This is a genomic window from Priestia megaterium, from assembly GCF_041941685.1.
Classification (GTDB): Bacteria; Bacillota; Bacilli; order Bacillales; family Bacillaceae_H; genus Priestia; species Priestia megaterium_C.
The window spans coordinates 2,173,361-2,192,923 of the sequence record NZ_CP130958.1; the positions used below are offsets into that span (position 1 = coordinate 2,173,361).

21 protein-coding genes and 1 pseudogene are annotated in these 19,563 nt (G+C 37.7%); 17 read left to right on the forward strand and 5 right to left on the reverse strand.

Going from position 1 to position 19,563, the window contains the following annotated elements; genetic code table 11:
- Positions 1-15 precede the first annotated feature (15 nt).
- Both Q5794_RS11165 and Q5794_RS11170 read right to left on the reverse strand, forming a co-directional pair.
- Positions 16-303 (reverse strand): phospholipase, encoded by a 288-nt coding sequence (locus Q5794_RS11165; protein WP_306385328.1) that lies wholly within the window; start codon positions 301-303, stop codon positions 16-18.
- A 99-nt stretch (positions 304-402) separates the two neighbouring features.
- Positions 403-834, reverse strand: a complete 432-nt coding sequence (locus Q5794_RS11170; protein ID WP_374989095.1) for a MarR family winged helix-turn-helix transcriptional regulator — start codon at positions 832-834, stop codon at positions 403-405.
- Positions 835-1,025: 191 nt separating this feature from the next.
- On the opposite strand from Q5794_RS11170, the gene Q5794_RS11175 reads away from it, so the two are divergent.
- The 3 genes from Q5794_RS11175 to Q5794_RS11185 all read left to right on the forward strand — a co-directional run bounded on the left by Q5794_RS11175 (position 1,026) and on the right by Q5794_RS11185 (position 3,228).
- Positions 1,026-1,430 carry a CidA/LrgA family protein gene (locus tag Q5794_RS11175; RefSeq protein WP_214987125.1) on the forward strand — a complete coding sequence of 135 codons (405 nt, stop codon included), beginning with the start codon at positions 1,026-1,028 and terminating at the stop codon, positions 1,428-1,430.
- Positions 1,400-2,092 (forward strand): LrgB family protein, encoded by a 693-nt coding sequence (locus Q5794_RS11180; protein ID WP_013082941.1) that lies wholly within the window; start codon positions 1,400-1,402, stop codon positions 2,090-2,092. The genes Q5794_RS11175 and Q5794_RS11180 overlap by 31 nt, the downstream gene beginning before the upstream one ends.
- 263 nt (positions 2,093-2,355) lie before the next feature.
- Positions 2,356-3,228 (forward strand): STAS domain-containing protein, encoded by an 873-nt coding sequence (locus Q5794_RS11185; protein ID WP_374989096.1) that lies wholly within the window; start codon positions 2,356-2,358, stop codon positions 3,226-3,228.
- Between the two features lie 120 nt (positions 3,229-3,348).
- Here the strand turns inward: Q5794_RS11185 and Q5794_RS11190 are convergent, their stop codons facing one another.
- Positions 3,349-3,825 (reverse strand): hypothetical protein, encoded by a 477-nt coding sequence (locus Q5794_RS11190; protein WP_374989097.1) that lies wholly within the window; start codon positions 3,823-3,825, stop codon positions 3,349-3,351.
- Between the two features lie 68 nt (positions 3,826-3,893).
- Positions 3,894-4,466 (reverse strand): GNAT family N-acetyltransferase, encoded by a 573-nt coding sequence (locus Q5794_RS11195; protein WP_192997288.1) that lies wholly within the window; start codon positions 4,464-4,466, stop codon positions 3,894-3,896.
- Positions 4,467-4,706: 240 nt separating this feature from the next.
- On the opposite strand from Q5794_RS11195, the gene Q5794_RS11200 reads away from it, so the two are divergent.
- From Q5794_RS11200 to Q5794_RS11260, 13 genes are all read left to right on the forward strand, one after another.
- Positions 4,707-6,986 (forward strand): glycosyltransferase family 39 protein, encoded by a 2,280-nt coding sequence (locus Q5794_RS11200; RefSeq protein WP_374989098.1) that lies wholly within the window; start codon positions 4,707-4,709, stop codon positions 6,984-6,986.
- A gap of 13 nt (positions 6,987-6,999) precedes the next feature.
- Positions 7,000-7,965, forward strand: a complete 966-nt coding sequence (locus Q5794_RS11205) for a glycosyltransferase family 2 protein (RefSeq protein WP_374989099.1) — start codon at positions 7,000-7,002, stop codon at positions 7,963-7,965.
- Positions 7,958-8,362, forward strand: coding sequence for a GtrA family protein (locus Q5794_RS11210; protein WP_214987121.1), 405 nt, complete (start codon positions 7,958-7,960; stop codon positions 8,360-8,362). Before Q5794_RS11205 ends, Q5794_RS11210 begins: the two co-directional genes overlap by 8 nt.
- Positions 8,359-9,246: a UTP--glucose-1-phosphate uridylyltransferase GalU gene (gene galU / locus Q5794_RS11215; protein WP_374989100.1), complete on the forward strand. Its 888-nt coding sequence runs from the start codon at positions 8,359-8,361 to the stop codon at positions 9,244-9,246. The genes Q5794_RS11210 and galU overlap by 4 nt, the downstream gene beginning before the upstream one ends.
- Positions 9,247-9,390: 144 nt before the next feature.
- Complete coding sequence (locus tag Q5794_RS11220) at positions 9,391-10,065, forward strand: response regulator transcription factor (protein WP_013056822.1); 675 nt, start codon at positions 9,391-9,393, stop codon at positions 10,063-10,065.
- A 1-nt stretch (position 10,066) separates the two neighbouring features.
- Positions 10,067-11,446 (forward strand): HAMP domain-containing sensor histidine kinase, encoded by a 1,380-nt coding sequence (locus Q5794_RS11225; protein ID WP_214987119.1) that lies wholly within the window; start codon positions 10,067-10,069, stop codon positions 11,444-11,446.
- 372 nt (positions 11,447-11,818) lie between these two features.
- Entirely contained in the window at positions 11,819-11,983 is a 165-nt protein-coding gene (locus Q5794_RS11230; protein ID WP_013056824.1) for a YezD family protein, read from the forward strand.
- A 346-nt stretch (positions 11,984-12,329) separates the two neighbouring features.
- Positions 12,330-12,482 (forward strand): Fur-regulated basic protein FbpA, encoded by a 153-nt coding sequence (locus Q5794_RS11235; RefSeq protein ID WP_013056825.1) that lies wholly within the window; start codon positions 12,330-12,332, stop codon positions 12,480-12,482.
- Positions 12,483-12,734: 252 nt separating this feature from the next.
- Positions 12,735-13,799, forward strand: coding sequence for a sulfate ABC transporter substrate-binding protein (locus Q5794_RS11240; RefSeq protein WP_374989101.1), 1,065 nt, complete (start codon positions 12,735-12,737; stop codon positions 13,797-13,799).
- Positions 13,800-13,893: 94 nt separating this feature from the next.
- A complete protein-coding gene (gene cysT, locus Q5794_RS11245) occupies positions 13,894-14,730 on the forward strand; it encodes a sulfate ABC transporter permease subunit CysT (protein WP_214987117.1) in 837 nt (278 codons plus the stop codon).
- Positions 14,731-14,742: 12 nt separating this feature from the next.
- A complete protein-coding gene (cysW, locus tag Q5794_RS11250; protein WP_214987116.1) occupies positions 14,743-15,609 on the forward strand; it encodes a sulfate ABC transporter permease subunit CysW in 867 nt (288 codons plus the stop codon).
- 19 nt (positions 15,610-15,628) lie between these two features.
- Positions 15,629-16,702: a sulfate/molybdate ABC transporter ATP-binding protein gene (locus Q5794_RS11255; protein WP_374989102.1), complete on the forward strand. Its 1,074-nt coding sequence runs from the start codon at positions 15,629-15,631 to the stop codon at positions 16,700-16,702.
- A 108-nt stretch (positions 16,703-16,810) separates the two neighbouring features.
- The gene (locus Q5794_RS11260; protein ID WP_374989103.1) at positions 16,811-17,806 is read left to right on the forward strand and encodes a ketoacyl-ACP synthase III; all 996 of its coding nucleotides are present in this window, start codon (positions 16,811-16,813) and stop codon (positions 17,804-17,806) included.
- Positions 17,807-17,955: 149 nt separating this feature from the next.
- Here Q5794_RS11260 and Q5794_RS11265 read toward each other — a convergent pair.
- Positions 17,956-18,796, reverse strand: a pseudogene (locus Q5794_RS11265) (YitT family protein).
- A 247-nt stretch (positions 18,797-19,043) separates the two neighbouring features.
- Between Q5794_RS11265 and Q5794_RS11270 the strand changes: the two are divergent.
- Positions 19,044-19,397, forward strand: a complete 354-nt coding sequence (locus tag Q5794_RS11270) for a YolD-like family protein (RefSeq protein ID WP_214987113.1) — start codon at positions 19,044-19,046, stop codon at positions 19,395-19,397.
- Positions 19,398-19,563 lie beyond the last annotated feature (166 nt).

Here is a 19,563-nt window from a genome sequence, read left to right on the forward strand (position 1 = left end):
TCTCCTCTTTTATGCTTAGTCATATTGTTTTAAAGCTAACTTCAGCCGCATATAGGTATACATGGCGTATGCCTGTCTTCCTTTTAAACTGTACGGATTTGCTTTGGAGCAAAGACAGTCAAGAAATTGCTCATCACATGAGCGGCATGATCCATAATCTTCATAGCATAAATCATGGTATTTACAGCAGCAGTCTACATCATTTACAGGACATCCAGGACCACTGCATCCGGGACCACACCATTTATAGCCGGGAAAGAGGCAGGGCGTGGCTTTCCGTTTGTTCGGAACAGACATAATCATACATCCTTTTCAATAGTCTCTTTACATTAAATGCAAAAAAGAGAAAATAGACAGGGACAAACACCTTGCAGCAGCAGCCTAATTTTTATGAATTTCTATTTAATCGATAAATGCGTCATTCATCTGCATTAGTAGTTTGCCAAACAGCTCCTTTTCTTCACTTGACCATTTTTTTAACATACTATGATAGCGTTCAAGGCGCATTTGTTTATCAGTTTGCAGCATGCGTTTTCCACGTGGTGTGATGTCAAATAGGCTGACGCGTCCATCCGAAGGATCAGAAGAGCGGGAAATAAGCTTTTTGTTTTCTAAAGCAGCAGCTTGTCTAGACAGAGTTGAAATGTCGAGTTTAAATGCTTCTGCTAGCTCTTTTACACGAGCTGGTCCAAATTCATCTAATTGCCGCAATAATAAATAAGCTGATCTTTCTAGATTTCCTATTTTATTTTCAGAATTATCAAGATAGAGGGCTCGTCTAATAAAGGTAGTAAGTTCATATTCAATCAATTCAATTGAATTTTTTTCTTGCATTATAATCTCTCCTTACAAAATCATTCATTGACAAAGAAATATATACTTGTATAATACAAATGTATATATAGTTGTATAGTACAAGTAAAAGTAGGTAAAGTAAAGGGTGTTTATATAGTTAAATGTTAGACAACATGACAAAATAAAGAGAGGAGGACAGCTGTTCTTTATCTATAGGACAGTGACCTATAATGAAAGTGATACGAATCATTTTACAAATCGCGATTCTTTATGCTTTTTCTATGATTGGTGAAGCTGTTCACCACATACTTCACCTGCCTATTCCAGGCAGTATTATAGGCTTAATTTTAATGCTCATTTGCTTAACGTGCAAAATTGTTCCCATCAAAGTGATTGAAGACGGAGCAAGCTTCTTGTTATCTTTTTTACCTTTATTATTCATACCAGCTATGGCAGGAGTGATGAATTATCCTTCGCTTCTTTCAAGCAGCGGAGCGATTTTGTTTGTAATTATTGTGCTTAGTACAATCATTACGATGGCTGCCGCGGGGGCTGCTAGCCAACTTTTAGAAAAGAAAGCGAACAAACGAAAGGAGAAACAACAGTGCAAGAATTCTTTATCGCGCTCTTTATAATCATAGCTACAGTTGCTCTGTATCTAGTCATGGCGAAAGTATACGTACGGTTCTCCTACCCAATTCTTATTCCAGTTTTAACTACAACCGTATTTGTTATTCTTCTTTTGCTTGCTTTTCATATTTCCTATGACGAGTATATGATTGGAGGCAAGTGGATTAATTCACTTCTGGGGCCAGCGGTTGTTGCATTAGCGTATCCACTGTATAAACAGCGTGAGATGCTAGTGAAATACAGCATTCCTATTATTGGAGGAGTGTTTGTAGGATTATTTGCAGGCATGATTAGCGGACTTGTGTTCGCTGAAGTATTCGGCATTGACCGAAGCCTGATTTTATCTATTGTTCCTAAGTCTATTACCACTCCCGTTGCAATTCAAATTGCCACGGGACTAGGAGGGGTTCCATCGATGACTGTGGTATTTGTTATGATTGCAGGCTTTTCGGGAGTAATTCTTGGACCTTTACTTTTAAAGTGGATTCGTATTAAAAGTTCTTTAGGAAAAGGAATTGCACTAGGCAGCGCTTCTCATGCGCTAGGAACTTCTAAAGCATTTGAATACGGTGAACTAACGGTATCGATGAGCTCAGTATCAATGACGTTAAGCGCTGTACTGGGCTCGGTTTTTGGGCCGATTGTTGTCTGGCTATTCCAAGTGTAAAGTGAGATAAGTAAATATAGAAAACAATCCTGTTTGAGTTCAAACAGGATTGTTTTCTATGTCAAATTACGAATTTTATTCGCAGCAAACTTTCAGTTGTGCGGCTCTTACTCTGGTACTATAATGAAAAGAAAGAAAATTCATAAAATAACCGCTTTTTTGTTATTTTTAGGAAGGCTAGTCAATTGTCGGATGGGTAAGTAGGCTTAGTCAAGGTTATATACGCAGTAAAAATAGCAGAAAAGAGGAGCTGAACATATTTTATGAAAGAGGAGCTCGTGTATATAGGAAAAAAGATTCTTGAACATAAATATAGCTTGTCAGAAAAATTAGCCGAACGTTTAGATTCTACACATACGCTAAGTATAGAGGAATTAAAAGAAAAGAAAATTTTGAAATGGCGAGTGTCAATTATGGAGTACTTTGGAAGAGCGCTATTTGAAGAACAAGAGGCTATACTTAAACTTGTTAAAGAATGGGCACTTGACACGGGAAAGTATGCAGTAGAAAAAAATATTCCTTTAGAAAAAGCACTCGGTATCCTCCCAATCTATCGCAGCGTTATTTGGGATGTATTTACAAGAGAACTAGAGGAGCATCAGTTTGCTGCAATTACCATGCTGCATGTCAGTGAGCGAATTGATCCGCTTTTAGATACGGTAACATGTATTTTTGGTCAAATTTATGATGAGCATAATCGATATATGATGAATTTAGCTTACACGTCACTAGAAGAACTGTCAGTTCCGCTCGTACCTGTCACAAAAGGTATCGCTATTATGCCGATTATTGGAGAAATTGATACTCATCGCTCGCAAGTTATTATGGAAACTTGCTTGAAAAAAGGAACAAGCCTTCAATTATCCTATCTTATTTTGGATATTTCAGGTGTCGTGATTATTGATACAATGGTAGCAGATAATCTTTTCAAAATTCATCGATCTCTCAAATTAGTAGGAGTGGAAGCTATTATAACAGGGATACGACCGGAAATTGCCCAAACGGTAGTGAAACTGGGAATTAATTTTAATCAAATTAAAACAGAAGCAAATTTAGAAGCAGCGCTTTTAAAAATTGGGTTTAGACGTCCTGAAGAACATAGCCGCGCGCATGTGTCATCACGGCGCATAAAATGACCGGCTATGAACATGCAATGGAGATATTCATTCTTCTAAACGTCGGTATGAAATATGAATTTCAGCAGATAGAAAGTAAGCGCATAGTAAAAAAGCGGATGTTAATCAACATCCGCTTTTTTACTTAATAAATGCCATATGCCATGGTAGCACAAAAGCATAAACGAGGAAGTATACCACTATTGAATAGATAAAAAACCAGCCGTTTAAATGCATATAGCCACTTTTAATCATTCCGTATTCTATGAGTAGTGAACCAGCGCAAAAGAGAAGTGATAAAACCCATTTATTTTTAGCTGTTAAGTAAGTCAAAAATAAAACAGAAAGAGAAGGTGGAATAAATGTATAGCTTAGAATATCACCAAGTCCTGTAACTTTTGGATCTCCCAAATCAATCATGTTAAAAACACGCGTAATGATAACATCACAAAGCCATCCGACAAATCCAACTACGCAAAACGTGATATAAAAATCTCGCCAAGTTAGCTGTCGTTTAAATAAAACAAGGGCAAGAATAAATAAACATAAACTAACGGTAATCGGAAACCACAAACCATGTGCAGATAAGTCTAAATGCTGAATTGCTTGCTCCACCATTGTTCACCTCAAAAGGAAGAGTTAGTGTTGAAGTTAGCCTATGTTATGGAAAGTATTTTATACATTTTCTACGCGTTGCGTGTATATTCTTCTCGCAAGATTGAATATAACTTTAAGTCTTGATGAGCTCCTTTAATAAACATGGCTTTTCGAATCGTTCCTTCATAAGACATACCGATTTTTTTCATTACTTTCTCAGATGCAGCATTTTCAACAAAGCACCTCGCCTGAACGCGGACTAAATCCATTTCTTCAAATCCAAACGCAATTACTTTTTCAGCTGCTTCCGTAACAAATCCCTTATTCCAATAAGTTTCAGAAATCGCATAGCCAATTTCCGCAATACGATGAGTAGGGTTCCAAGTGACAAAGTCAATGGTGCCAATACATTTTTTCAAGGCTTTGATTTCTATAGCCCAAGGAGAAATGGTTTGGTTGCTGTACTGCTTTAAAACGAAGGAAACAAACTCTTTTGTATCTTGAAGCTTTCGGTGCTTTTCCCAATTTACATATCTGCTTACCTTTTCATTTGAGGCATATTCAAACATGTCACGCACATCTTTTTTAGTAACTTTCCGCAAGCGGAGTCTTTCCGTTTCTAGTGTGGGTAAATTTCCGTATATATCTTTTACTTGAATCATAAAGTTGTCTCCTTTCTCAGCAAGAAGTGGATGAAGTGTTAATAATAATGTTTCATAGAAGCTGCAGCATTCCAAGAATATGCTTTCTATTTCATGTGCTTGATTCTTTAATTGTAAAATATTTCATTGATGAGCGTAAGAGGTCAAATGGGTTTTTAAAAAATAAAAAATTATTTTCACTGTTCATAATCAGTTCACATATGCTTGTTAGACTAAAGTCAGAAATTACGAAGGAGTGAAATGAAACACATGAACAGTGAAGTGAAAGAAGAACGAACTTCAAATAAAAAAAGAATAGACTTATTTTTAGTTCCCATTGTTTTAATTGCAGCATTTTTGAACTTATTTAAAATTTGGACAGATGAATACGCCAACGCTTATTACACGGCAGCTGTCAAAAGTATGCTTCAAAGTTTTCATAATTTCTTTTACGCATCTTTTGATCCAGGAGGCTATGTAACGATTGATAAGCCGCCGCTTGTGTTTTGGATTCAGACAATTAGCGCCAAAATATTTGGGTTTCACGGATGGAGCGTCATTCTACCGCAAGCATTAGCTGGCATCGGTTCAGTCCTTTTACTATACGTACTCGTAAAACGTACGTTTGGCGTATGGGCTGGGAGATTTGCTGCTCTTGCCATGGCTCTAACGCCCATTGTACCGGCGGTAAGCCGAACAAATAATATCGATAGTATGCTTGTATTTACATTACTAGTAGCAACATGGATGTTATTTCGTGCTGTGCGTACGGCTAAATTTGGCTGGGTGTTAGCAGCTTTTGCGATGATTGGTGTTGCATTTAATATGAAAATGCTTCAAGCATACATGGTTTTACCAGCATTTTATGTTTTCTATGTAGTGGCAACCAAAATCACTTGGAAAAAGAAAATTGCTTTTTTAACAACAGCGACTGCACTAATGCTCGCCGTTTCTGTCTCATGGGCAGTTGTGGTAGATTCTACTTCTGCTGATAAGCGACCTTATATGGGAAGCAGTCAAACAAATTCAGTTCTAGAGCTTGCTTTCGGATATAACGGTATTAATCGTTTAACTGGAAATACAAGCGTGACGGGAAGCAGTCATAAACAGCCTGCTCAAACTCAGCAGCAAACAGCAAGCAGTGAAACAAAACAAAATAGTAATTCAAGTGCTGATTCTTCACAAAGCTCAAATCAAAGAAAGAGCAGCTCTTCTCAAAAGATGCAGGCTTCAGGCGGAGGGAATCAAAACGGAATGTTCAACACGGGGAATCCTGGTCCATTCCGACTATTCCAAAAAGGGTTATCAGATCAAATCAGCTGGTTATTACCATTTGTAATCTTTTCAATCGTGGGTCTATTTGCTGGAGTAAAATTTAAAGGGTCTTACACGACAAAACAAAAAGAAAGTTTATTTTGGTTAGCGTGGCTGCTACCAGTAGCTGTCTTTTTTAGTATCGCAGGATTTTTCCATCAGTATTATTTAATTATGCTGGCACCTCCAATCGCTGCATTTGCCGGAGCGGGAGCAGTAGCTTTATGGAGCATGTACAAACAGCGTAATGGCTGGAAATCATGGCTGCTGCCAGGTGGTATTTTAACAACAGCAGCACTTCAAGTATATATTATGTCTCCTTATGTCAGCTCAATCGGCGTAGCGCCAATTGCAGGGGTAGGAGCACTGGGCGTCATTTTAGCTCTTGTTTTAGCTGTTCGTAAACAGCGTAAAAATTTGTTGACGAATTACCTAGGAGCCGCAGCGATGGTTGTCTTACTTGCAATGCCGGCGTACTGGGCGATGACACCAATTATTTATGGTGGAAATAGCATGCTTCCAGCAGCAGGTCCTGATTCTTCAAGCGGTATGGGAGGACCTCCAAGCACAGCTACAAATAGCAAACAGTCTGGCTTTAACGGCATGCAGCCTCCAGGAAGCTCTAGCGGCAATTCATCATCGAACAATCAAATGCAGCCGCCAAGCGGTTCATCGAACGGCGGTCAAATGCAAATGCCGGGCGGTTCGTCCAATAATGGTCAAATGCAGCCGCCAAGCGGTTCTTCAAACAGTGGTCAAATGCAAATGCCAGGCGGTTTATCCAATAATAGTCAAATGCCAAATAGCTCTTCAAGCAAATCATCATCTTTAAAACGAAAAAGTGGAGGGATGAACGCAGAAGTAAACCAAAAGCTACTAAACTATTTAACAAAAAATAATACAGGTGAAAAATATTTATTTGCCACAACGGATTCAACTTCAGCTGCGCCTTACATTATCAAAACGGGCAAGCCAGTAATGGCAATGGGTGGATTTAGCGGTTCAGATCCAATTTTAACGGTAAGTAAATTAAAAGCCATGATTAAAAAAGGTGAAGTGAAATATTTCTACTTGTCTGGAATGGGCAAGGGAGGTCAATCTGACGTTATCACGTGGATTAAAGAAAATAGTAAGGAGATTCCTTCTTCCAAATGGCAGTCTACTTCATCAAGTGCTCAGCAAGGGCCATCTGGAAACGGAACACTATACGAAATAACGCTTAAATAAGGAGGGCATGAGCATGAGTTCAATTGTTAAATATTCTATTGTTGTTCCTGTCTACAACGAAGAAGAAGTGATTCATGAAACCTACCGCCGTCTCACAGAAGTGATGCGTTCAACGAAAGAAGCTTACGAGCTTCTTTTCGTGAACGACGGCAGTAGAGATCGAACAGCAGAAATCATTAAAGAGTACAGTGAGCAAGACCCAGCGGTTGTTTTATTAGATTTTGCCCGTAACTTTGGTCATCAAATTGCTATTACAGCTGGTATGGATTATGCAAGAGGAGAGGCGGTCGTTGTGATTGATGCTGATTTGCAAGATCCGCCCGAATTGATTTTAGAGATGATTGAAAAATGGAAGCAAGGGTTTGACGTTGTATACGCTAAGCGTACAAAGCGAAAAGGAGAAACATACTTTAAAAAACAAACGGCTGCTATGTTTTATCGCTTCTTACGTGCGATGACCGATATTGATATTCCGCTTGATACAGGGGATTTCCGTTTGCTAGATCGCAAAGTGTGCAATCAAATGAATAGCATTCAAGAAAAAAATCGCTTTGTTCGCGGATTAGTAAGCTGGGTTGGCTTTAAGCAAATAGCAGTAGAATATGAGCGAGACGAGCGTTTGGCCGGGGAGTCGAAATACCCTTTGAAAAAGATGCTGAAGCTTTCAATGGATGGCATTACATCTTTTTCATATAAACCATTAAAGCTAGCTAGCTATGCTGGTGTAACTCTATCTGGTATCGGTTTTATTTATCTTTTAGTGGTGCTGTATTTGAAGTTATTTACAGACAGCACCATCACCGGGTGGTCGTCATTAATTGTCATTCAGCTATTCTTTAGCGGCATCATTTTAATTATTCTTGGGATGATTGGAGAATATATTGGCCGCATCTACGATGAAACAAAAAATCGTCCACTCTATATTGTCCGTGAAAAGTATCAGCTTGAAACACGCAGGGAAGTATCACTTCGTGACTAACAAATGGATATCTTTTATTAAATTTGCGTTAGTAGGAGTTGTAAATACACTGATTGATTTTGTAGTATACGCACTTTTAACAACAATCGGTGTTAACTACATACTAGCGCAGTGGATTTCATACAGTGCGGGCATTTTAAACAGTTATGTCATGAATCGCAAATGGACGTTTGAGAGAAAAGAAAAAAGCAGTAAGCGTGAAGTGATTTTATTCGTGATCGTAAATTTGATCACTTTATCCCTAACATCATTTCTATTAACTGTTCTATATAATAAATGGGGTATACCGCTGCTAATCAGTAAACTTTTAATTACAATCGCAAGTGTCGGTATCAACTTTATTGGTACTAAATTATTTGTATTTACTACTAAAAAAGAAAGAGGGATTCATATATGACGATAAAAAAAGCAGTTATTCCAGTAGGCGGTTTAGGAACTCGATTTTTGCCAGCGACAAAAGCGCAGCCCAAAGAAATGCTGCCAATTGTCGATAAGCCTGCTGTACAATATATTGTAGAAGAAGCTGTGAAATCAGGCATTGAAAGTATTATTTTTATTACAGGACGAAACAAAAAATCAATTGAAGACCATTTTGATAAATCAATTGAGTTAGAGCAAATGCTTGAAGAAAAACACAAGTTCCAAATGCTAAAAGAAGTACAAACGATCTCATCAATGGCCAGCATTCACTATATTCGTCAAAAAGAGCCGTTAGGACTCGGTCATGCTATTCTTTGTGCCGAACAGTTTATTGGAGATGAGCCGTTTGCCGTTCTTCTTGGAGACGATATTATGACTTCTGAAGAACCTGCGCTCAAACAGATGATCCAAGCGTATGAAACGACTAATCAATCAGTTATCGGAGTTCAAAAAGTGGATGTTGAAGAGGTATCGAAATACGGAATCATTCAGCCAAAAAATAAATCCGGTAGCCTTCATGAAGTGAGTGACTTGATCGAAAAACCATCAATAGAACAAGCTCCGTCAACTATTGCCGTTATGGGCCGCTACATTTTAAACCCTTCTATTTTTTCTTATCTGAAAACGATTGAAAGAGGGGTAGGAAATGAATTACAATTAACAGATGCACTGCGTGTAGTATGTGAAAAAGAGCGGCTGTTTGCTTTTGAACTGGAAGGACAGCGCTTTGACATTGGAGATAAGATAGGCTATATGAAAGCAATGGTAGAAGTGGCGATAAAGCGTAAAGATTTACGTCAAACATTTTTATCGTATTTGGAAGGAATTGTAGAAAAAGAACGAGCAAACAACTTCAGCTAATAAGAGTTAATCAGTTTGTTCATATTCAGTTCATATTTGAAGTATAAAATCATTGTATGATCTTATGTGGCTCTCTGTTTACTATAAACAGAGAGCTTACTGTGCGTAAAAGCTGGACAAACTTAGGAATAGGGAGAGACATGTATGATTCAAATATTAGTTGCAGATGATGATCAACATATTCGAGAGCTGATATCATTATATTTAGAAAATCAAGGATTTAAAATTATAAAAGCAGCAGATGGTGAAGAAGCGTGGGCGAAAATGGAAGAGTTTCGAATTGATCTAGCGGTCGTTGATATCATGATGCCATTTAAAGACGGATGGGAACTAACAAAGGAAATTAAGGAGTATTTTGATATACCGGTTTTAATGGTAACAGCTAGAGGCGAATCGCATGATAAGCTAAAAGGATTTGATATTGGAACAGACGACTATGTCGTGAAACCTTTTGATCCTCAGGAAATGGTTGCTCGTGTAAAGGCTCTTTTACGCAGGTACCGAGTAGAAGCTAACAATGTAATCTATATGGGGAATATAAAACTAGACCGTACCAAATTAGAGATGAGTGCAGGAGAAACAAGCGAACAGCTGCCGTTAAAAGAGTTTGAATTACTGTTTACGTTAGTTAGTTCTCCAGGAAAGATTTTTACTCGTGATCAGCTTATTCAATTAATTTGGGGATATGATTATGAAGGCGATGAGCGCACGGTAGACGTTCACATAAAACGTCTGCGAGAGAGGCTTAATCATATGAAAAACGTCGGTATGGAAATTAAAACAATTCGCGGACTAGGCTATAGAGCAGAAGGGTGTTAACGTGAAATCAATTTATGTAAAGCTGGTTCTGTCGTTCATCATTACAATTTTATTGAGCGTTGTGATTACCGTTGTCGTCACGACATTTCTTAGCAAGCAGAAGCTCGAAATGCGATTAGGTCAGGATATGGTGAAGATGGGAGAAGATTTTATCGATTTGTACGGAGCAGAAGACTCCGACAAAGCTGCAAGGTTTTTATCTAATTCATCATTCATTCATTTTTCGTTTATTATTATTGATGATCAGCATGAAGAAAAAGTATTAGGACAGCCAGGACCGCCTATTCCAATTACACCGCAAGAAGTAGATCAAGTATTAGACGGGAAGCGTTATTCTAATTTAAACGAGGAAAAAGGTGATCGTCCACAGCCAAACGTAGTGGGTCTTCCTTTTAAAGAAAATGGACGGTCGTATGCTCTATTTATTCAGTCACATCCACAGCGGCAATTTTCAGTTATTCAAGATGTTCAAAATATCCAGCTTATTACAATTTTATTAGTAGGTATTGTATTATTTGCATATGTTTCAACGATTATTATTAAACCGATTAAGCGTCTCAGTACAGCGATGAAAGTTGTCGGACAAGGCGAATACAATGTGCAAGTCGAGCACGCAGCGAATGATGAAATCGGTCTGTTAACTAAAAATTTTAATCAAATGACTAAAGAATTAAACAAAATAGAAACGATGAGGCAAGAGTTCATTGCTAGCGTTTCGCATGAGATTCAATCACCGCTGACCTCTATTCGCGGTTTTTCAGCGGCACTTAAAGATGATATCGTCAGTGAAGATAAAAAGATACAATATTTAACGATTATTGAAAAAGAAAGTACAAGACTTTCTCAGCTTAGTTCCAATTTGCTAAAGCTTGCTTCTCTAGACTCTGAACATCAAACGCTAATGCTGCAGCAATACCGGTTAGATGAACAAATCAGGCATGTGGTGATGGCTTTAGAACCTCAGTGGACAAAAAAGAACATAGAAATTGACCTTGATTTATCCAATGTTCAAATAGAAGCAGATAAAGATTTGTTAGAGCAAGTTTGGCTGAATTTAGTAACAAATGCTATTAAATATACGCCTGAAAATGGATTTGTGAAAATATCCATTTCTCTAAAAAACGAAGAAATAGACGTGAAAATAAAGGATAATGGAATTGGTATTGCCGAAGAAGATCAAAAATATATTTTTGAAAGCTTTTATAAAGTAGATAAATCGAGAACGTTAAAAGGAAGCGGCCTCGGTCTAGCCATTACAAAAAAAATTGTTCGGCTGCATGAGGGCGCAATACGTGTTGAAAGCAAAAAAGAACAAGGAAGCATTTTTACGGTAACTCTGCCTATCCAAAAAAATAGGGCTAAAAAAGACTCGTCTGTGTAAGTTCATGCAGATGAGTCTTTTTTATTAGGTCAAAGATATAAAAAAAATTAATAATATCTATTTATTTTTTTAATCCCTACTTGACATATAGGTAAAGTGTAAATAATATAGATATTATAAATCTTTTGAAAAAATTGGGATGCTAAAGAAGCTGATCGGTCAACCGAAGGCTCATACTTGTTCGCTACTAGTGTGGGCCTTTTCTGTACATTGGTTGTGGTCATTAAAATCTCAATCTTCAATTGAACATATGGGGAGGATTACCATGTATTTATCTTCTGCACATTATACAAGTACTTATAGATGTTGTTCGCTTTGTTTATTCAACTGCAACTAAAATATAAATTTATCTATGAATAGGAGAATGATAAAATGGCTTCAATTACACAAGAAAAATTAGATTATATTGTTAAATTACTAACTGAAATCAACTATGGATCTGTACTAATTACTCTTCACGACGGACAAATTACTCAAGTTGACAGCACGGAAAAAAACCGCTTTTTAGCTAAAAGCAAAGTAGCAAGCCACAAATAAGCCTATTTAAATACGTATTTAGAGAAACTGAAGGGCCAGCCTAGCTAGCGAATGCTTGACGGCGGGGCAAGCAAGTACTGTACTAAATATAGAAAACGTACGTATTCGAAAAAAATTGACTTTCTTTCCGGTAAAAAAGTTAGAATTTTTCGAATTAAAATTAAGTTATAGGTTGTATGAGTATGACGATGAGAAACGTAAAGCTGCTAAAGAAGCAGCTTTATACTTTTTAAAATTATAAAGATCTGGCAATTTCATCCCTGTGCTGATCGGATTACCGAAGGCTTCTGACCTGTGTTAGGAGTCTTTTTTGTATTCTTAAATCAATATAATAGGAGGAGAGAAGATGGAAAATTTATTACGAGCAGCGGTGCGGCAAAGAAAACAATACCTCATTGAAGAGTTATTGAAAAAAGGGATTTACAAAAAAGAAAACCATCATCTTTTTGAACTCACACTTTCTGACTTAGAAAAAGAGTATCAGGCACGCAGTAAGTAAGGAAAACACGTAAAAAGAACTAAAATAAGTGTAAAAAAGATTAAAAACCTAGTTGACTAATAGGTAAAGTGTGTTTATTATAAAAACAAGAATAAATTGTCTTTTCAGAAAGTATCTTCTTTTTATTCTTAAGAATAAATTTAATAAGAATAATTTAAGAGCATATACGCTGATCAGACTAACTGAAGGCTGCTTCTCTTTTCAAAGAGATAGCGGCCTTTTTGTATTTTTTTATAAAAAGGGGAGTAAAACATGAAGAAAAAAGCAGTTCAGTTTTTAATGGTGCTAACAGCACTGCTCGTCGTGCTAGCAGGTTGCGGCAATGGGAAATCTACTGAAACAGCAGGGAAAGATAGTTCTGCGAGTAAAAACGATTCAAAAAAACCAGTAGAGCTTTTAAACGTTTCATATGATCCTACACGCGAGCTTTATCAGGAGTTCAATAAGAGCTTTGCATCTTATTGGAAAGATAAAACAGGGCAAGACGTTACCATTCAGCAATCACACGGTGGATCTGGTAAGCAAGGCCGGGCAGTTATTGACGGTTTGGAAGCGGATGTAGTAACGCTGGCGCTTGCTTACGATATTGATGAAATCGCTCAAACTCGCCAATTATTAAACAAAGACTGGGAAAAAGAATTGGCTCATAATTCTACACCATACACATCAACAATTGTTTTTTTAGTTCGTAAAGGAAATCCAAAGGGAATTAAAGATTGGGATGATTTAACGAAAAAAGGTACATCCGTTATTACACCAAATCCAAAAACGTCTGGAGGCGCACGCTGGAATTATTTAGCGGCTTGGGCATACGCGAAGAATAAATATAACGGAGATAACAAAAAGATTGAAGACTTCATGAGTAAATTTTATGGAAATGTCGAAGTGTTAGACTCAGGCGCACGCGGAGCGACAACTACGTTTGTAGAACGGGGTATTGGAGACGTGTTAATTGCATGGGAAAATGAAGCTTACTTATCGTTAAATGAGCTAGGAAAAGATAAATTTGAAATTGTAACACCGTCATTAAGTATTTTAGCAGAACCGCCTGTTGCTGTAGTAGATAAAGTAGCTGAAAAGAAAGGCACAACAAAGGTAGCAAAAGCATACTTGAAATATCTATATACAGAAAAAGGTCAGGAAATCGCAGCGGAAAACTACTATCGTCCTCGAAATGAAAAAGTATTAGAGAAACACAAAGATCAATTTCCGTCTCTTAACCTAGTCACCATTAAAGATTTTGGCGGCTGGAAAAAAGCTCAAGAAACTCATTTTAACGATGGAGGAACATTCGATCAGATTTATCAGCCAAAGTAATATGATGCATTAAAAAAAGTAAATGAGGAAGATACGAATGGTAATTCGTATCTTCTGTGTACATGTATCTTGAAAGCAGAGAGAGGTGTAAGACGTGAGTGTGTTACAACGACAGAAGAAAAAGAAAAGCATCTTACCTGGATTTGGGCTTTCTTTAGGTTTTACGATGTTTTATGCAAGTATCCTTGTGCTTTTTCCGTTAGCTATGATTTTTTTAAATACGGCATCTATGGGATGGAGCGAGTTTATTAAAACTGTTACAGACTCTAGAGTAGTAGCATCGTATAAATTAAGTTTTGGAGCAGCATTTGCAGCAGGGATTATTAATGTTATTTTTGGAACCATTATTGCATGGGTATTAGTGAGATATCATTTTCCTGGAAAGAGGTTTATTGATGGACTTGTAGATTTGCCGTTTGCTTTACCAACGGCTGTTGCCGGCATTGCCTTAACCACTCTTTACGTCCCGAAAGGATGGATTGGTCAAATATTTACGTTTAAAATCGCATTTACGCCTATCGGAATTATTATCGCTCTGACGTTTATTGGTCTGCCGTTTGTTGTCCGAATGGTGCAGCCAGTATTGCAAAACTTCAATGCAGAGATCGAAGAAGCATCTGCTAGTTTAGGAGCCAGCCGAATGCAAACGTTCAGAAAAGTTATTTTTCCAGAGCTGGTGCCTGCTATTCTAACAGGCTTTTCTCTTTCATTCGCAAGAGCGCTTGGAGAATACGGGTCAGTTGTTTTTATTGCCGGAAATATGCCGATGAAAACTGAAATTACGCCGCTTATTATTATGACAAAACTCGAGCAGTACGATTATGCGAGCGCTACTGCTATTGCATCAGTCATGCTCGTTGTATCATTTTTTCTGTTATTACTTATTAATATTATTCAATGGTGGACAAATCGTAAATTTGTACATAGTTAAGGAGGGATGACATTGGCAGGACATGTTCCAATGCAGCATGCAAAAACGACTGTTAAACTTAATCATTCTAGTTTAAAAGAGCCCAAAGTCGTCCAGTGGCTGCTTACATTTATTGCACTGGCTTTTTTAGCTCTATTCTTAGTGCTCCCGCTCATCACCATTTTTATGACAGCTTTTCAAAAAGGGTTGGAAACGTATCTCGCTGCGATTACGAATCCGGATGCTTTGGCTGCTATTAAACTAACGCTAATTGTGGTGCTTATTACTGTTCCTTTAAATACCGTTTTCGGCGTGGTAGCTGCATGGTTAATTACAAAGTTTGATTTTAAAGGAAAAAATATTTTAATTACGCTTATTGATTTGCCGTTTGCTGTTTCGCCTGTTATTGCTGGATTGGTTTTTATTTTATTATTTGGTGCACAAGGGTTATTCGGAGAATGGTTGTTTAATCAAGATATTAAAATTGTCTTTGCTATTCCCGGTATTATATTAGCTACTCTTTTTGTAACGCTTCCGTTTGTTGCCAGAGAATTGATTCCACTCATGCAAGCTCAAGGGTCAGCTGAAGAAGAAGCGTCGTTAACGTTAGGAGCCAGCGGTTTCAAAACTTTTTTTCTAGTGACGTTACCTAATATTAAATGGGGCTTATTATATGGCATTATTTTATGTAATGCGCGGGCGATTGGGGAGTTTGGAGCTGTTTCCGTTGTGTCTGGGCACATTCGAGGAATGACAAATACGATGCCTCTTCATATTGAAATTCTCTACAATGAATATCAATTTGCAGCAGCGTTTGCGGTAGCATCTTTAATGTCAGTTTTAGCTATTTTTACATTAATTGTAAAAAATATTATTGAGTGGAAAGCCAAACATATTTAAATAGGAAGGAGCTTATGAGATGAGTATCCATATTAAGCACGTATCAAAGAACTTTGGTGATTTTAAAGCGCTGGATTCTATTAACATTGATATTCAAACGGGTGAATTAGTAGCTTTACTCGGTCCGTCCGGTTCTGGAAAAACATCTTTGCTTCGTATCATTGCCGGTCTTGAACATCTTGATCAAGGAGCTATTTTATTTGATGGAAAGGAAACTACGCACGTAAATCCAAAAGAGCGGAATGTAGGGTTTGTTTTTCAACACTATGCTTTGTTCAGGCATATGACTGTGTTTGATAACATTGCGTATGGTTTAAAAGTACGACCTAAAAAAACAAGGCCTTCTAAAACAGACATTACCAAGAAAGTAACCGAGCTGCTGCAGCTTGTTAAACTAGAGCCGCTTGCAAATCGCTATCCCTCTCAATTATCGGGCGGACAGCGCCAGCGAGTAGCGCTTGCTCGAGCTTTAGCAGTAGAACCGAAAGTACTGCTACTAGATGAACCTTTCGGCGCTCTGGATGCAAAAGTTCGCAAGGATTTGCGCAGAAGGCTGCGTAAATTGCATAATGATTTTCATATTACGAGTATTTTCGTTACGCATGATCAAGAAGAAGCTTTAGATGTGGCCGATCGTATTGTTGTGATGAACAACGGGAAAATTGAGCAGATTGGAAGTCCTGAGGAAGTATATGATCATCCTAATAGTCCATTTGTGTACGATTTTTTAGGGAACGTCAATTTATTCAAGGGCCGCATTCATAAAGGCAGACTAAAACAAGGAAGCTTTGAAATGGATGTTCCAGAATTTAGCGGAAGAAATGAAGAAGCAGCTGTTGGATATGTACGACCTCATGATATTCACCTTGAAAAGGTGAAAACAAGCGCAGATGCCGTTTCTGGAACCGTTAGCCATATTCATGTGATAGGGCCTATCGTGCAAATTGAATTAAAAAGAGAAGATGCAGAAGAATTTTTAGAAGCTGAATTGAGCAAAGAGCACTATAAAGTCCTCAGCCTTCAAGTGGGAGAGCAGGTGTATGTAAAGCCTAAGCAGCTAAAAGTATTTATTCCAGAAGATTATTCTATTTAATAAAAAGCGTAAAGGGTATGCCTTTGCGCTTTTTATCTAACAATAAATTAGTACCAGATATTAAAGGTAGGTGTTATAATTAAGTATCAACTGATTTGAGGTGGAGAAATGATACAGTCAAAAGCTAGAATTACGGGAATGGGGATATATACACCAAAGCAAAAATTAACGAACGACCATTTAAAAGAACTGGTTGATACAAGTGACGAATGGATTGTACAGCGTACGGGAATGAAAGAACGACGAATTGCAGGAGAAGGCGAATACACGTCCACGCTTGCCAATCAAGCCGTTGAAAATTTGCTTAACAGATATGATGTAAAAATAGAAGATGTAGATGCAATTATTGTTTCGACAACAACGCCTGATCACTTTTTTCCTAGCGTAGCATGTCAGGTTCAGGATTACTTTCATATTGATCAAGCTGCTGCATTTGATCTAAGTGCCGCATGCGCCGGTTTTACATATGGACTTCATGTGGCGAACGGCTTAGTGACGTCGGGATTGCATAAAAAGATTTTAGTTATTGGTGCTGAAGTCATGTCGAAAATTACAGATTATACGGACCGGGCCACATGCGTGCTGTTTGGTGACGGAGCGGGAGCTATGCTTGTAGAGTACGATGAGCATAATCCAAGTTTCTTAGGATGTCACTACGGAACGGACGGAAGCGGAGGGGTAAATTTATATCGTTCTAACTTATCTAATACTCTTTCAGGAAAAGAAATTAACTCGAGCGGGAATTTAGTTCAAAACGGGCGTGAAGTATACCGCTTTGCTGTCCGAACGATTCCAAAAGGAGTAGAGGCATTATTAAAAAATACTTCCATTTCTCTTTCTGATGTAAATTGGTTTATTCCGCATAGTGCAAACCTTCGAATGATTGAAGCTATTTGTGCTAAAACAGGTGTTTCAATGGATAAAACGTTAACGAGTGTGCAATACTGCGGAAATACATCTTCAGCTTCTATTCCGCTTGCTTTAAACGAAGGAATAATGACAGGAAAAGTACAGGATAATGACCTCCTTATTCTCTATGGGTTTGGGGGAGGATTAACGCACTGCGGCTTGTTAATTAAATGGACGTGTAAAGAAAAAAGCTAAAAGGCATTGCCTTTTAGCTTTTTTCTTTTTCATTACAGAGCTTTTTATTGTCGTTATAAGAAAGTTTTTTCTTTTTATAACAGCAGGTTTACTGTATTTTCAGCGCAAACATATATAATAGAAAAAACCCGCTTTTTTACAGCGGGTTTTCAACTGGCTTTTGGAATGGTAAAACCTACTCCAAAGACGTCGCGCACGTCGTGTACGACCACAAAAGCTTGTTCGTCGACTTTATGAATAATGCGCTTTAATTCTAGCAGTTCTTGTTTGTTCACAACTACGTACAATACGTCTTTTGCTTCTTTTGTATAGCTTCCATGAGCAGAAAAGACAGTGACGCCGCGCTGCATCGTTTTATTGACTTGTTCGGCTACTTCAGCTGAACGGTGTGAAATAATAGTGATTGCTTTGCGAGGGTTGAGTCCTTCAATGATATAATCAAGCACCTTCGTTCCGATGTAAAGAGAAATAACCGTATACATCGTCTTTTTCTCCACCGATGACAAAATAAGCGCTTGCTACAACTAATAAATCAATTGCCAGCATCGTTTTGCTAATATTCCAGTCTAGATATTGATTAGCTAAGCGGGCAATAACTGCAGAGCCTCCGGAAGTTCCGCCGCCTCTAAACACAAGGCCGAGTCCTACACCAGCTAAAATACCAGCAAAAATAGCCCCTAGTAGCGTATCGTCAAGAGGATTTCCCAGTCCTTCGGTTATATGTAGGAATAGAGACGTGAAAATGATACATATAATTGTGTAAGCAATCACACGTTTATGAAGCAATTTGTACCCGATCAGTACCAGCAACCCGTTTAATATAAAGTTTGTGATACCCGGAGACCAGCCTAATACATAATAGGTAATCATTGTTACACCAGTTACGCCGCCTTCTGCTAATTCATTTGGAATAGCAAAGTAATTAATGGCCAGTGCGAAAATGAGGCTCCCTAGAATAATGAGGATAATTTCTTTTATTTTATTAATCATGAACGTTACCTCCAATCATCAAAAACTCCGAAAACACAGTCATGACAATGTATTATACCAACTCTAGAGACCGAATTAAAGATGGGATGTTATTATTTTTTTAAAATCAGTTTCTGCTATTAACATAAAATCTTTTGACAGTTTTTATGGAGTATGAAAAAATGAATTGTTTGCTTTTATTTTGATTAAAAAGTTTTGCAATGAGAATGTTCGTTCGGTAAAATAGAAGCAAGAGTCAAGGGGGAGAATGAACGTGTATCAAGATGAATTAAAACAGTATGCGAAGTTAGTAATGCCCGAGCATTTAGAGAAAATGAAGAAAATGTATAGTCCCGAGGCGCATAAGCAGTCTTTAGGGTTGAAAAAAGAAAAGATTGAGCATATTGAAAATGTCATTATGAACAGTTACTCGGAGCATCATCCAGTAACGCTTCACGTCTATGAAGCAGGACATATTCAAATGTATGAACGAGTGACGATCGATAAAGTCTCGCTGCAGTCGAATACGCTGATGGTTACAGGCCCTTGTTATACATATTCGATTCGAGCGGATGCAGTAATTGAAGCAGATGTATGGAAAGATGAAAGCTACTCTAGCTAAGAGTAGCTTTTTTGTTCGTTTTGTATCTTTTTTTTAACGCATGCATACAATACATAAAAGCATATTCTGCGAGTAGTAACTTCTAGCTACTAGGAAATTTTAATTAAAGAAGGGATTATTGTATGCAAAATGAAAAAACTCAAGTAAGAGAAATCGAATTAACGCA

Excerpts from the sequence above, each read along its gene's own strand:
- Q5794_RS11165 (WP_306385328.1), bottom strand. The coding sequence starts at position 303 with ATGATTATGTCTGTTCCGAACAAACGGAAAGCCACGCCCTGCCTCTTT.
- Q5794_RS11170 (WP_374989095.1), bottom strand. The coding sequence starts at position 834 with ATGCAAGAAAAAAATTCAATTGAATTGATTGAATATGAACTTACTACC.
- Q5794_RS11175 (WP_214987125.1), top strand. The coding sequence starts at position 1,026 with ATGAAAGTGATACGAATCATTTTACAAATCGCGATTCTTTATGCTTTT.
- Q5794_RS11185 (WP_374989096.1), top strand. The coding sequence starts at position 2,356 with ATGAAAGAGGAGCTCGTGTATATAGGAAAAAAGATTCTTGAACATAAA.
- Q5794_RS11190 (WP_374989097.1), bottom strand. The coding sequence starts at position 3,825 with ATGGTGGAGCAAGCAATTCAGCATTTAGACTTATCTGCACATGGTTTG.
- Q5794_RS11195 (WP_192997288.1), bottom strand. The coding sequence starts at position 4,466 with ATGATTCAAGTAAAAGATATATACGGAAATTTACCCACACTAGAAACG.
- Q5794_RS11200 (WP_374989098.1), top strand. The coding sequence starts at position 4,707 with ATGAAACACATGAACAGTGAAGTGAAAGAAGAACGAACTTCAAATAAA.
- Q5794_RS11205 (WP_374989099.1), top strand. The coding sequence starts at position 7,000 with ATGAGTTCAATTGTTAAATATTCTATTGTTGTTCCTGTCTACAACGAA.
- galU (WP_374989100.1), top strand. The coding sequence starts at position 8,359 with ATGACGATAAAAAAAGCAGTTATTCCAGTAGGCGGTTTAGGAACTCGA.
- Q5794_RS11220 (WP_013056822.1), top strand. The coding sequence starts at position 9,391 with ATGATTCAAATATTAGTTGCAGATGATGATCAACATATTCGAGAGCTG.
- Q5794_RS11230 (WP_013056824.1), top strand. The coding sequence starts at position 11,819 with ATGGCTTCAATTACACAAGAAAAATTAGATTATATTGTTAAATTACTA.
- Q5794_RS11235 (WP_013056825.1), top strand. The coding sequence starts at position 12,330 with ATGGAAAATTTATTACGAGCAGCGGTGCGGCAAAGAAAACAATACCTC.
- Q5794_RS11240 (WP_374989101.1), top strand. The coding sequence starts at position 12,735 with ATGAAGAAAAAAGCAGTTCAGTTTTTAATGGTGCTAACAGCACTGCTC.
- Q5794_RS11255 (WP_374989102.1), top strand. The coding sequence starts at position 15,629 with ATGAGTATCCATATTAAGCACGTATCAAAGAACTTTGGTGATTTTAAA.
- Q5794_RS11260 (WP_374989103.1), top strand. The coding sequence starts at position 16,811 with ATGATACAGTCAAAAGCTAGAATTACGGGAATGGGGATATATACACCA.
- Q5794_RS11270 (WP_214987113.1), top strand. The coding sequence starts at position 19,044 with ATGAACGTGTATCAAGATGAATTAAAACAGTATGCGAAGTTAGTAATG.